Below are 12,883 nucleotides of genomic sequence, written 5' to 3' on the forward strand. Positions count from 1 at the left end.
GGAAACCTGCTGATCGGGATGTGTGGCGTTTGAGTATTGATCGCCGGTTTTGGCTTCGACAAGATAAATTAAAGAAATGAAATAAATACACCATCAGGGAGAGACGGACCGATGAACCGGCGCATCGAGGCGGTCCTTCTGCTGGACTGCCGCAACACGCTGGCCGAGGGCATCCAATGGCATCCGGGTCATGGACGGCTCTACTGGACGGACATCCTGGGACGCACCCTGTGGAGCTGCGACGCCGAGGGCGGAGCGGTGGAGACCCGCGGCTTCGACAAGCGCATCGGCAGCTTCGCCTTCTGTACCGACGACCGGATCCTGCTGGCGCTGGAGGACGCGTTGGCCCTGTACGACCCCGACAGCGGGTCGCTCACGACCCTGGTGCCCGTGGAGGCCGACGAACCGCGAACCCGAACCAACGACGGACGGGTAGACCGGGCCGGCCGCTTCGTCTTCGGCGGCGTCGACGAGCACGGGCTGAAGCCCTATTCGGCCGTCTACCAGTTCAACGGGGTCCGCGCCCTGCGGCTGTTCGACGGCGTCGGCTGCGCCAACAGCATCGCCTTCTCGCCCGACGGGGCACGGATGTATTTCGCCGACACCGCCGGCAAGACCATCGAGCGTATCTCCTATGAGCCGGACGGGGTACTGGGGGCCCGGCGGACCTTCGCGACGCTGGGGGAGGACGAGGGCGGGCCGGACGGGTCCTGTGTCGATGCCGAAGGGGCCCTGTGGAACGCCCAGTTCAACGGTGCCCGGGTGCAGCGTTTCCTGCCCGACGGCAGCCGCGACATCCGGGTCGACCTGCCGGTGAGCCAGGTCACCTGCGCCTGCTTCGGCGGGCCGGACCTGGACCGGCTCTACATCACCACGGCGCGCGAGCATTTCACACAAGCGCAGGCGGCGGCCGAGCCGACGGCCGGCGGGATCTTTGTCGCCGAGGTGGGGGCGGCCTTCGGGGTGGAGGGGTTACCGGAGGAGCGGTTCGCCGGGGTGATCGAGATCTAGCCACGCTCCCGATCCGCCATCTCCCGTCGCTCCGGTGCAAGATCGCATCGGTAGAGCGTGAACACTTCAAACACCCCGATCCGGGCCATTCGCCGCCGCCGCCTTTGCGCCGCCGCGGCCGATCGGTTAGGGACGGGGCCGTCGGTGCTGCATATCCGCCTGCCGCCGACCCCGAAACCCGGACCCGGACCTGCACCATGGCGCGCCCCAACATCCTGATCCTGATGGTCGACCAATTGAACGGAACCCTGTTCCCGGACGGGCCGGCGCCGTGGCTGCACACCCCGAACCTGCGCCGGCTGGCCGAGCGCTCGACCCGGTTCGCCAATGCCTATACCGCCTCGCCACTCTGCGCGCCGGGCCGAGCGTCGTTCATGTCGGGCCAGCTTCCCTCGCTCACCGGCGTCTACGACAATGCCGCCGAGTTCTCTTCGGCGATCCCGACCTATGCCCATCACCTGCGCCGGGCCGGCTACCAGACCTGCCTCAGCGGCAAGATGCATTTCGTCGGGCCGGATCAGCTCCACGGCTTCGAGGAGCGGCTGACCACCGACATCTACCCGGCCGATTTCGGCTGGACCCCGGACTACCGCAAGCCGGGGGAGCGGATCGACTGGTGGTATCACAATCTCGGATCGGTCACCGGTGCCGGCGTCGCCGAGATCTCGAACCAGATGGAGTATGACGACGAGGTCGCCTACAACGCCGTGCGCAAGATCTACGACCTGTCGCGCGGCCACGACTCGCGGCCGTGGTGCCTTACCGTCAGCTTCACCCACCCGCACGACCCCTATGTGGCCCGGCGCAAGTACTGGGACCTGTACGAGGGTTGCGAGCGCCTGCTGCCCACCGTCCCGGCGATGGACTACGAAGACCACGACCCGCATTCCAAGCGTCTGTTCGACGCCAATGACTGGCGCAAGTTCGAGATCACCGAGGAGGATATCCGCCGCTCGCGCCGGGCCTATTTCGCCAATATCAGCTATCTGGACGACAAGATCGGCGAGATCCTGGACACGATGGAGCGCACCCGGCAGGAGGCGATCATCCTGTTCGTCTCCGACCACGGCGACATGCTGGGAGAGCGTGGGCTGTGGTTCAAGATGAGCTTCTTCGACGGCTCGTCCCGGGTGCCGCTGATGATCGCCGCACCGGGCATGGCGCCGGGCCTGATCCCCGCCCCGGCCTCGACCCTGGACGTCACCCCGACCCTGGCCGAGCTGGCCGGCATCTCGATGGACGAGGTCCTGCCCTGGACCGAGGGCAAGAACTTGGTCCCCGTCGCCGGCGGAACACCGCGCCCGGGCTCGGTCGCGATGGAATATGCGGCGGAGGGCTCCTACGCGCCGCTGGTCGCCCTGCGTCGTGGGAAATGGAAATACACGCGCTGCAGCCTGGACCCCGAGCAGCTCTTCGACCTGGAGGCCGATCCGCACGAGCTGACCAACCTGGCCGGCGATCCGGCCCATGCCGAGACCCTGGCGGAATTCCAGGCCGAGGCCGACGGGCGCTGGGATCTCGCCCGGTTCGACGCCGAGGTGCGGTCCAGCCAGGCAAGGCGCTGGGTGGTGTACGAGGCGTTGCGTAACGGCGCCTATTACCCCTGGGACCACCAGCCGCTGCTCAAGGCGTCCGAGCGCTTCATGCGCAACCACATGGATCTCAACGTGGTTGAAGAGAACCAGCGCTTCCCGCGCGGCGAATGAGGATTTGCAGATGACCTATGATGCGCAGCCCAAGGCCAGCCACTTCATCGACGGCGAGTATGTGGAGGATACCGCCGGCGATGTGATCGACGTGGTCTATGCGGCGACCGGCGAGACCATCGCGACGCTGCACGCCGCCACCCCGGCGATCGTGGAGAGGGCCCTGGCCTCCGCCAAGGCGGCGCAGGCGGGCTGGGCGGCGATGAGCGGGACCGAGCGCGGACGGGTTCTGCGCCGGGCCGCCGACATCATCCGGCAACGTAACCGCGAGCTCTCGGTGCTGGAGACGCTCGATACGGGCAAGCCGCTGTCGGAAACCTTGGTGGCCGACGCCAGCTCCGGGGCCGACGCGCTGGAGTATTTCGGCGGGCTGGCCGGCAGCTTGACCGGCGAGCATGTGCAGCTTCCCGGTGGCGACTTCGTCTACACCATGCGCAAGCCGCTGGGCGTCTGCGTCGGCATCGGCGCCTGGAACTACCCGACCCAGATCGCCTGCTGGAAAGCGGCCCCGGCGCTGGCCTGCGGCAACACCATGGTGTTCAAGCCGTCGGAGACCACGCCGCTCTGCACCCTGAAGGTGGCGGAGATCCTGGTGGAGGCAGGGGCGCCGGCGGGGGTGTTCAACGTGGTCCAGGGCATGGGGCCGGTCGGGGCGGCCCTCACAACGGACCCCCGCGTGGCGAAGGTCTCGCTGACCGGCTCGGTGCCGACGGGGCGCAAGGTCTATGCGGCGGCGGCGGAAGGGATCAAGCACGTCACCATGGAGCTGGGCGGCAAGTCGCCGATCCTGGTGTTCGACGACGCCGACCTGGAGGCTGCCGTGAGCGGCGCCATCGTCGGCAACTTCTACAGCTCCGGTCAGATCTGCTCCAACGGCACCCGCGTGTTCGTGCAGAAGGGCATCAAGGAGGCGTTCCTCAAACGCCTGACCGAGCGGCTGGGCGACGTGGTGGTCGGCGACCCGATGGACGAGGCGACGACTTATGGCCCGATGGTCTCCGAACGGCAGCTCAAGATCGTCGAAGGTTATATCGCCAAGGGGATCGAGGAGGGCGCGCGGCTGGTCACCGGGGGCAGGCGGATCGAGCGCGACGGCTGGTACCTGGAGCCGACGGTCTTCGCCGATGTGACCGACGGCATGACCATCGCGCGGGAGGAGATCTTCGGCCCGGTGATGTCGGTGCTCGACTTCGCCGACGAGGCCGACGGCATCGCCCGCGCCAACGCGACCGAGTTCGGCCTGGCCGCCGGGGTGTTCACGCGGGATCTCGCCCGCGCCCACCGGGTGGTCGGTCAGCTCGAAGCGGGGAGCCTGTACATCAACGCCTACAACCTCACCCCGGTGGAAGCGCCGTTCGGCGGGGTGAAGGCGTCGGGTGTGGGCCGGGAGAACTCGAAGGAGGCGATCCACCACTATTCCGAGGTGCGGTCGGTCTATGTGGCGGTGAACGCGCCCGAGGCGCCGTATTGAGGGCGACTGACACTAACGCCTCCCCCTACTCCCCGGATTTATTCCGGGGCCCACGCTTGGGTTGCTCCGACCGTCGGAGAATGAATTTCTGAGGCCCGGTTAGAAGGATGTGTAGGCCCCGGAATAAATCCGGGGAGTGGGAGGAAGAGGAGAGTGGAGAGCAGCTACCCATCCCCCAAAGAGAGTTGGCCCGCACGCCGGGCAAGGCGTGCGGGCCGCTGCCGGGCGGCTCCGGGTCGTGGGGAGGGTCAGGCCGCCGGCAGAAGGACGGAGTCGATCACGTGGATCACCCCGTTCGACTGGCGTACATCGGCGATGGTGACACGGGCCGTGTTGCCCTGGCCGTCCACCAGCACGATGTCGTCGCCCATCCTTTTCGCGGTGTAGACGCAGCCGCCCACGGTGGTCACCGGATGGGCGCCGTTGTCGTCGACGATCATCTGGTTGATCGCGTCGCTCAGCGCGTTGGCCGAGACCACGTGGCAGGTCAGGATCTTGGTGAGCTGGGCCTTGTTCTCCGGCCGCAACAGGCTCTGCACCGTGCCGTCCGGCAGCTTGGCGAAGGCGGCGTCGGTCGGCGCGAAGACGGTGAAGGGCCCGTCGCTCTGCAGGGTGTCGACCAGGCCGGCGGCCTTGACGGCGGCGACGAGGGTCTCGTGATCCTTGGAATTGACCGCGTTCTCCACGATCGTGCGCGACGGATACATCGGCGCGCCGCCGACCATCGGGTTGCCGGCGGTCCGCGGCTCGGAGGAGGCCATCCTGCCGTTGTCGCCGGCGCAGGCGGCGGTCAGCAGCGCGATGGCGGCGACGGCGGCGACGATTGCCGCTTTGGGGGTGGTCTTCATGGTTGGGCTCCCTGGTCGTTTCCTGTGTGCCCGCCTCGCAGGAGCGGACTGGCCAGCAGGTACGGAGCCGGATCCCGACGGTTTCAGAAAATCGCCGGATGGGCGAATTTTTTGTCCGTGGAACGGTGGGGCAGGGACTGTCGTTCACCCCAGCACTCCCCGGATTCATTCCGGGGCCTACCCATCGATTGTCCCGGCCACCGGAGAATGACTTTCCGGCGACTGGGTCGCGTGACGCGTGGGCCCCGGACTGAATCCGGGGAGTGCGATAGTGAAAAAGCCCGCGCCGGATCTGACGCGGGCCTTTCCTGCTCTGTCACCGTCTTCCCGGTCACCGTCTTCCCGGGCCTGACCCGGGATCCAGACATCCGTGTGCTGGAGCGTTGTCGATAGATCGCCGACGCTCCGGCGCGCCGCACCCTGGGCCCCGGCGCGGGGCCGGGGAGACGAAAGGGGTTCGGGCGACCCTCAGTCCGCCGCCTCGGCGCCGAACTCGCGGGCGAGGTCGTTGGCGATGTCGGTGCGCTCCCAGGCGAAGCCGCCGTCCTTCTCCGCCGGCCGGCCGAAATGGCCATAGGCGGCGGTGCGGGCGTAGATCGGCTTCAGCAGGCCCAGATGCTCGCGGATGCCGCGCGGCGTCAGGCGGACCCGCTCACGCAGGATCTTGCCGAGACGGTCCTCGTCGACCCGCCCGGTGCCCTGGGTGTCGACATAGACCGCGACCGGCTCCGGCACGCCGATGGCGTAGGCGAGCTGGATCACGCATTTGTCGGCGAGACCGGCGGCGACCACGTTCTTCGCCAGGTAGCGCGCGGCATAGGCGGCCGAGCGGTCGACCTTGGTCGGATCCTTGCCCGAAAAGGCGCCGCCGCCATGCGGGGCCGCACCGCCATAGGTGTCGACGATGATCTTGCGTCCGGTCAGGCCGGCATCGCCGTCCGGACCGCCGATCACGAAGCGGCCGGTCGGGTTCACCAGCAGCCGGTCGTCGGCCAGGGTCCAGCCTTCCGGCAGGGCCTGGGTCACGAAGGGCTTCACCATCTCGCGCACGGTGTCCTGGTCGACCGACTCGTCATGCTGGGTGGAGACCACCACCGTGTCGATGCCGGCCGGCTTGCCGTTCTCGTAGCGCAGGGTGACCTGGCTCTTGCTGTCCGGGCCGAAGCGCGGCTCCTTGCCGGACTTCCTGGCCTCCGCCATCAGCCGCAGGATGCGGTGGGAGAACTGGATCGGCGCCGGCATCAGCTCTTCGGTCTCGTTGCAGGCATAGCCGAACATGATGCCCTGGTCGCCGGCACCCTCTTCCTTCTTGTTGCCGGCATCGACGCCGAGCGCGATGTCGGAGGACTGGGCGTGCAGGCGGTTGACGATCTCGCAGGTCTCCCAGTGGAAACCGTCCTGCTCGTAGCCGATGTCCCTGATCGCCTCGCGGGCGATGCCTTCGACCTCCTTCAGCACCGCCTCGGGGCCGCGCACTTCGCCGGCGACGGTGACGTGGTTGGTGGTCGCCAGGGTCTCGCAGGCCACGCGCACGTCCTCGCCGGTGGCCAGGAAGGCGTCGAGCACCGAGTCGGACACCCGGTCGCAGACCTTGTCCGGGTGGCCCTCGGAGACGGATTCACTGGTGAACAGCCATGTTCTGTCGGTCATGTCTGACGGTCCTTTGTTGTTATCGGGAACAGGCGCCGGGGCGGGGCTGCGGCAGCGCGCGCCCTGCCCCGGCGCCGAAAGATCGGTGTCGTCCGGCCGGTCAGTCCGGCTTGCGGAAGATCTGGATGCCCCAGGCGAGATAGCCGGCATCGGCCGCCTTCACCCAGTTCTCCAGACCGACGATCATCTTGTCGAGGTATTCGGCCGACGCGCCGCTGTCGCGCAGCTTGTCGTAGTTGGTCACCAGGTCCTCGCGCACCCGGTCGTAGTGGGTGCGGAGCTGGTTGGTCATCTCGCGCTGCTCGACGGTCTCCAGGCCGACCGCGGAGGCCGCCTCGCGGTAGAACCGCATGGAGCCGAGCGAGGTGAGTTGGAGGCGGTCATAGACCGGCTGCAGCACGCCTTCCGGCACGTCGTCGGCCTGCATCGGGTCGGTGAAGATGAAGTGGCCGCCCGGCTTCAGCACCCGGTGCACCTCGGCCAGCACCTTGGCGCGCTGGTCGGAGTGCAGGATCGCGTCCTGGCTCCACACCACGTCGTAGCTGCCCTCGGGCTCCGGAATGTCCTCGAACACACCGTGGACGACCTTGATCTTGTCGGCCAGCCGGTCGCGCCGGATCTTGTTCCGGTTGGTGTCGTTCTGGATCTCCGAGATGTTCAGGCAGGTCGCCGTGTTGCCGTAGCGCTTCACCAGCCGGCGCATCGCGCCGCCATAGCCGGCACCGATATCCAGCACCCGGGTGTTCTGATCGAGACGCGGCAGGGCTTCGGCCATCTTGTCGATGGTGGTGTCGCTGGCCTCGCGGATCACCTTGGTGTCGTCATAGATGCCGACATGCAGGTCCTCGCCGCCCCAGACCATGCTGTAGAAGGTGTCGGCGTCCTCGCTGTCGTAATAGTCCTCGGCGACATCGCGGACATCGGTCTCGCCCTCGTCGCGGGTACCGCCGCCCCAGCGCACCACGTGCAGCGTCGACTTCTCGGCGACGTGGATGAAGAAGTCCGGGTCGGCGTCGGCGTAGGTCTCCTGGAAGTCGCCATAGGTCCGAACCCGCTGGAACCCGGCCTCCGACAACAGACGACGGACGTAGTTCTTGCGGATCGGGCACATGTTCAGCGTGTAGCTGGACCCGTCCGGGAAGCTGTATTTGAAGCGCGCCAACCCCTCATCGACATGCTCCGGCTCGGCCGTCACCTTGTCGCCGGCGTAATAGTATTTGTGCTTGGTGCTGAAGCCGTGGTCGAGGATGGCGTCGTAGTTGCGCTGGTCCAGGATCAGCATGCCGTCATGCTTCAGCGCCGCATAGAATTCGGCGAGCGCCCGTCGCCGGTCGGCTTCGGTATGAAGGTGCGTGAACGAGTTGCCGAGGCAGATGATCGCGTCATACTTGCCCTGGATGTCGCGGTTCAGCCAGCGCCAGTCGGCCTGAACGGTCTTCAGGATCAGGCCGCGGGACTGGGCGTTCTGGAACGCCTTGGCGACCATCGCCGCCGAGCCGTCGGCGGAGGTGACGTTGAAGCCGGCCTCCTGCAGACGCACCGAGTGGAACCCTGTTCCGCAGGCGACATCGAGCACCGTCTCCTTGCCGCGGGCGCGGAGCACGTCGATGAAGAACTGGCCTTCGCCCTCGGCCCGGGCGGTCCAGTCGATCAGCTCGTCCCACTTCTCCACGAAGGACATGATGTACTCGCCGCGATAGAGGTCGGTGTCGCGGTTCTCGAGCGGATTTTCGCCGTATGCCTGCTCGTCGAGCTGGAGCTCGGCGTTTGTGGTCTGGCGGGCGGTCTGCTCCATGGTGGCCTCCGGTCGTTGTGGGGGACCGGGCGTCCTGGGCTGCATCCAAAGGTGCCGCCTACGGCCCTTGATACGGCCAGCAGGCCCGATCGCGGGTTCAGGCCATTCACGCGGGATGGTCCGCGTGAAATGGCGATGCGAAATCTTGGTCCGATCGCGGCTACCCCTCCCGACGGCCCCTGAAGGCCGGTCGATCCAAGCCGCGACGGCGTTGATTGTGACGGGCGTGAGCGGCCCGCGTTCTTGATCTTGGCGTGGCGGAGATCGGATCGCCGCCGCGCAGCCTCGTGCCCCGGCGCCCGGTATCGGTCGGCGGCGACCGACATACGGCGCGTGTCGGTTGCAGCATGTTTAGTGTCCTAATTTCGACATAACAAGCCGGAATACGACACGAAACCGGGTTGACATCGCGTATGGCCTTGATCGCGCTGGATAATGCCCGCCTGAAAAAATCCATGATTCTGTCAGCACTTAGCTTCTCCGGGCGCATGGCGGGCCGCGAATGGCCCCAAAACGACCAGGGATGACGTGCCGAACTAGCCAACCGGCCGCCGGGACGCCGCAGCGCAGCATCTAGATGCTTGCGAATGCGAGTCGCTCGCAATAAAGTCCGCTGCGACAGACTTCCGAATCAAGGAGCCGAAACCATGCGCAGGTCCCCATGCGCGATCCGTCTCGACGACCGCAGGTCGGCTGACCACAGGACGTCTGGCCGTCCGGTATCGGCACGCCAGGTGTCGGCATGAGCGACCCTGTCGGCACCACCGATCCCGCCGCTGCGGGCGATGTCGTGACCGCCGCCGGTGGTGGCCTGCCGGTGGATGGCGCGCTGACCGCCGGCGCGACCGAAGCGGACTGGCTCACCACGCTGACAGACATGCTGGCCGCGGGCGGCCCTGTGGTGGCGATCCTGCTCGCCATGTCGGTGATCGCCCTGGCCATCGTGCTGGTGAAGCTCTGGCAGTTCCGCTCCGCGCGGCTGGGCGACCGTGCGTCGGTGCGCAACGCCCTGACCCTGGTGCGGGCCGGCCGGCCGCATGACGCCCTGGCGGTCGTGCGCAGCAAGCGCAACCCGGTGGCCCAGGCGGTGGCGCGCGCCCTGATCGGCCACCTGCGCGGCCTGCCGGATCATAAGGTCCGCGAGGAGGCCGTGCGCTTCGGCGGCGACATGCTGGAGGAGCTCCGCGGCTATCTGCGTCCGCTGGAGGTGATCGCCTCCCTGGCGCCGCTGCTCGGTCTGTTCGGCACCGTGCTCGGCATGATCGGCGCGTTCCAGCAGCTCGAGGCGGCGGGCAACCAGGTGAACCCGGCGGTGCTGTCGGGCGGCATCTGGGAGGCGCTGCTGACCACGGCGGTGGGGCTGGCGGTCGCGATCCCGGCGGTCGCCGCCCTGAACTGGCTGGAGCGTGCGGTCGAGCGCACCGCCCATGAGATGGACAGCGCCATCACGGGCGTCTTCACACAGGATCTCTCCACGCTGTTGGGGGAAAGCGACGGTCATGGCTACGAGCGCGAATTCGAACGTGGACGCGGGCCTGCCCGGCTACGGACCGCCGCGGCTGGCGAATAGCGGACGGCGCCGCCGGGCGGTCATCAGCCTCACACCACTGATCGATGTGGTGTTCATCCTGCTGGTGTTCTTCATGCTGGCCTCGAGCTTTCTCGACTGGCGGACCATCGACCTGAACGCCCCGGCCTCGGCGGGGGCCGGCAGCGCGATGACCGGCGCCATGCTGCTGGAGGTGCGCCCCGACGGCCTGCGCCTGAGCGGGCACATGGTCACCCTGGACGAAGCCGAGACCAGGATCATGGCCAAGGTGCGCGAGAAGGCGGATCAGCGGGTGCTGATCAAGCCGGCCGAGGGCGTGGCCCTGCAGGACACGGTCCGCGTGCTCGACCGCCTGTCGGCGGCGGGCGTCGCCAACATGTCCTTCGTGCGTTCGGGCAGCCGGTAGGAGCCTCCCATGTCGCTCGTGAGACAGCGTCCGAAGAACGAGGACGACCGGATCCTGCCGCTGATCAACGTCGTCTTTCTGCTGCTGATCTTCTTCATGCTGGCCGGACGGCTGGCCGCGACCGACCCGTTCCAGATCGACCCGCCGGTCTCCGCCAGCGAGGGGCTGGTGACGGTCGAGGACCTGCTGGTGCAGGTCGGCGTCGATGGCCGTCTCGCCCTGAACGGCGAGGAGATGGGCGAGGATGCGTTGGGGGCCGCCGTCGCTGAGCGGATCTCCGAAAACGGTGCGGCCGCAGCACCGGTCCGGCTGAAGGCCGACGGCACCGTCGAGGCGGCGCGGGTGGTCGCGATCATGGAGATCCTGCGGGGCGCCGGTGTGGAGTCCGTCCAGCTCCTGACCCTGCCGGCCGGAGACGGCTGATGCGGATCCGGTCGCGCCATATGGGACTGGCCATCGGCGTCGCGCTGGCGATCCATGTCGCCGCCGCCATTGCCATGGTTCTGGAGCCCGAGAAGAAGGGAGCTGCTGCCACCGGCATGGGCGGCATCCAGGTCTCGCTCGGCCCTTCCGGTGGGGCGCCCGGCAGCGTCGCCCAGGTGGTGAGCGAGGTCGACAAGGCCGATCCGGTCGAGCCGGCCGCCGCCCCCGTCGCCAAGCCGGAGACCGCCCCGCCGGACAAGGCCGAGACCCAGCAGCCCCCGCCCGAGACCGCCCGGCCGAGCGAGCCGCCGCCGCCCGCACCGGCGGACGCGGCCGTGGAGACGGCGGAGGTGGTGCAGCCGGTCGATGAGGTGATCGCCATCGCGAAGCCGGAAAAGGTGGAGACCCCACCGCCGCCGGAACCGGTGAAGATCGAGCGGCCCGAGCCGCCCGAGAAGCCGGTGAAGGCAAAGCCCGAGCCGGTCGAGGTCGCCCGGGTCGAACCGGAAGCGCCGCCGGTGGAGACCCCGCCGATGCCGGTCACCCGGCCGGAGCCGCCGAAGCCGCAGAAGACCCAGGTCGAGCCGACCCCGGCGCCGCGGCAGACCGCTGCCCTGGCGGTGGAGGCCCCGACCAAGGCCCAGGCGCAGCCCGCCCCTTCCCAGACCCAGGGGGCGGCCGGCCGCAGCGGTGTCGGCCAGTCCCCCCTGTCCGGCAGCGCCGAGTCCAGCAGCGGCGGCGGGCGGCCGGGCGTGTCGGTCGACTACGCCTCGATCCTGCAGGCCTGGCTGGAAGACCATAAGGAATACCCCCGCCGCGCCCGCAGCCGGCGCCAGGAGGGGGTGGTGATGCTGTACTTCGTCATGGACCGCAGCGGCCATGTGCTGGAGTACCGGATCGACCGCAGCTCCGGCTACGACCTGCTCGACCGGGAGGTGGAGCAGATGATCCAGCGCGCCCAGCCCCTGCCACCCCTGCCGGACGAGATGACCCAGGCGCGCCTCGAGCTGGTCGTCCCGGTGCAGTTCCAGCTTCGCTAGAACGTGGCCCGCCATCCGGTTCCTCTCTATCCTGGCCGAAAATGCCAGGGAGGCGGGACATGCCGGATACCGACGGGCCGATCAGTTACTTCACCGAGGACACGTCCGTGGAGACCGTGCTCGCGCGGATGGGCGAGCCGGAGAACGCGCGCCTCGCCGAGGTGATGCGCTCGGTCATCGCCCATCTGCACGCGGTGGTGAAGGAGGTTGAGCCGACCTATGGGGAATGGATGGCGGCGATCCGCTTCCTGACCGAGACCGGCCAGATGTGTGACGCGAAGCGCCAGGAATACATCCTGCTCTCCGACGTGCTGGGCGTGTCGATGCTGGTCGACGCGATCAACACAAGGCGGCCGAGCGGGGCGACGGAGAACACGGTGCTCGGCCCGTTCCATGTGGAGGGGGCGCCGGACCTGGCGATGGGCGACACGATCTCCCAGGACGGCCAGGGCGAACCGCTGGTGGTCCGCGGCCGGGTGGTGGACGGCGACGGCACGCCGGTGCAGGGAGCCGTGATCGACACCTGGCAGACCAGCCATGACGGGTTCTACGACGTCCAGCAGCCCGAGCAGCCGGAGAACAACCTGCGCGGCATCTTCCGCACCGGGGCCGACGGCCGGTTCTCCTACCGCTCGGTCAAGCCGAGCTTCTATCCGATCCCGGACGACGGGCCGGTGGGCCAGCTCCTGCATGGGCTGGGGCGCGGGAATATCCGCCCGGCCCATCTGCACTACATCGTCAGCGCGCCCGGCTTCGAGACGGTGACGACCCACATCTTCGTCCATGACGACCCGTATCTGGACAGCGACGCGGTGTTCGGGGTGAAGCAGAGCCTCATCCGGGAGTTCGTGAGGCACGACGATCCGGACCGGGCGGCCGAGTTCGGGGTGGCCAACCCGTTCTGGACGGTGGAGACAGATTTCGTGCTGACGCCGGCGGCCTGAACGCGAACGGCCCGCCTCCAGAGAGGCGGACCGCGTGAGG

11 protein-coding genes are annotated in these 12,883 nt (G+C 68.1%); 8 read left to right on the top strand and 3 right to left on the bottom strand.

All coding sequences use genetic code 11. The features are described from left to right. Positions 1–111: 111 nt before the first annotated feature. From ACOQOP_RS20125 to betB, 3 genes are all read left to right on the top strand, one after another. On the top strand, positions 112–1,011 hold the full coding sequence (locus ACOQOP_RS20125; protein ID WP_420563601.1) for an SMP-30/gluconolactonase/LRE family protein: 900 nt from the start codon (positions 112–114) through the stop codon (positions 1,009–1,011). Positions 1,012–1,208: 197 nt separating this feature from the next. Continuing rightward, positions 1,209–2,717 (top strand): choline-sulfatase, encoded by a 1,509-nt coding sequence (gene betC / locus ACOQOP_RS20130; protein WP_420563602.1) that lies wholly within the window; start codon positions 1,209–1,211, stop codon positions 2,715–2,717. Positions 2,718–2,727: 10 nt separating this feature from the next. After that, entirely contained in the window at positions 2,728–4,188 is a 1,461-nt protein-coding gene (betB, locus tag ACOQOP_RS20135; RefSeq protein WP_420563603.1) for a betaine-aldehyde dehydrogenase, read from the top strand. 248 nt (positions 4,189–4,436) lie between these two features. Here betB and ACOQOP_RS20140 read toward each other — a convergent pair whose 3' ends face one another. The 3 genes from ACOQOP_RS20140 to ACOQOP_RS20150 form a co-directional block, all read right to left on the bottom strand. Then, the gene (locus ACOQOP_RS20140) at positions 4,437–5,036 is read right to left on the bottom strand and encodes a fasciclin domain-containing protein (RefSeq protein ID WP_420563604.1); all 600 of its coding nucleotides are present in this window, start codon (positions 5,034–5,036) and stop codon (positions 4,437–4,439) included. Positions 5,037–5,504: 468 nt separating this feature from the next. Continuing rightward, complete coding sequence (gene metK / locus ACOQOP_RS20145) at positions 5,505–6,686, bottom strand: methionine adenosyltransferase (RefSeq protein WP_420563605.1); 1,182 nt, start codon at positions 6,684–6,686, stop codon at positions 5,505–5,507. A 100-nt stretch (positions 6,687–6,786) separates the two neighbouring features. Then, complete coding sequence (locus tag ACOQOP_RS20150; RefSeq protein ID WP_420563606.1) at positions 6,787–8,481, bottom strand: methyltransferase domain-containing protein; 1,695 nt, start codon at positions 8,479–8,481, stop codon at positions 6,787–6,789. Positions 8,482–9,223: 742 nt separating this feature from the next. On the opposite strand from ACOQOP_RS20150, the gene ACOQOP_RS20155 reads away from it, so the two are divergent. From ACOQOP_RS20155 to ACOQOP_RS20175, 5 genes are read left to right on the top strand one after another with little or no spacing between them, the layout of a single operon-like run. Next, entirely contained in the window at positions 9,224–10,051 is an 828-nt protein-coding gene (locus tag ACOQOP_RS20155) for a MotA/TolQ/ExbB proton channel family protein (RefSeq protein WP_420563607.1), read from the top strand. After that, a complete protein-coding gene (locus ACOQOP_RS20160; protein ID WP_420563608.1) occupies positions 9,981–10,436 on the top strand; it encodes an ExbD/TolR family protein in 456 nt (151 codons plus the stop codon). Before ACOQOP_RS20155 ends, ACOQOP_RS20160 begins: the two co-directional genes overlap by 71 nt. A 9-nt stretch (positions 10,437–10,445) precedes the next feature. Next, on the top strand, positions 10,446–10,859 hold the full coding sequence (locus ACOQOP_RS20165; RefSeq protein WP_420563609.1) for an ExbD/TolR family protein: 414 nt from the start codon (positions 10,446–10,448) through the stop codon (positions 10,857–10,859). Beyond that, the gene (locus tag ACOQOP_RS20170) at positions 10,859–11,899 is read left to right on the top strand and encodes a TonB family protein (RefSeq protein WP_420563610.1); all 1,041 of its coding nucleotides are present in this window, start codon (positions 10,859–10,861) and stop codon (positions 11,897–11,899) included. The genes ACOQOP_RS20165 and ACOQOP_RS20170 overlap by 1 nt, the downstream gene beginning before the upstream one ends. A gap of 59 nt (positions 11,900–11,958) precedes the next feature. After that, positions 11,959–12,843 carry an intradiol ring-cleavage dioxygenase gene (locus ACOQOP_RS20175; RefSeq protein ID WP_420563611.1) on the top strand — a complete coding sequence of 295 codons (885 nt, stop codon included), beginning with the start codon at positions 11,959–11,961 and terminating at the stop codon, positions 12,841–12,843. Positions 12,844–12,883 lie beyond the last annotated feature (40 nt).

Origin of the sequence: Thalassobaculum sp. (genome assembly GCF_965223715.1) — a bacterium.
Lineage (GTDB): Bacteria > Pseudomonadota > Alphaproteobacteria > Thalassobaculales > Thalassobaculaceae > Thalassobaculum.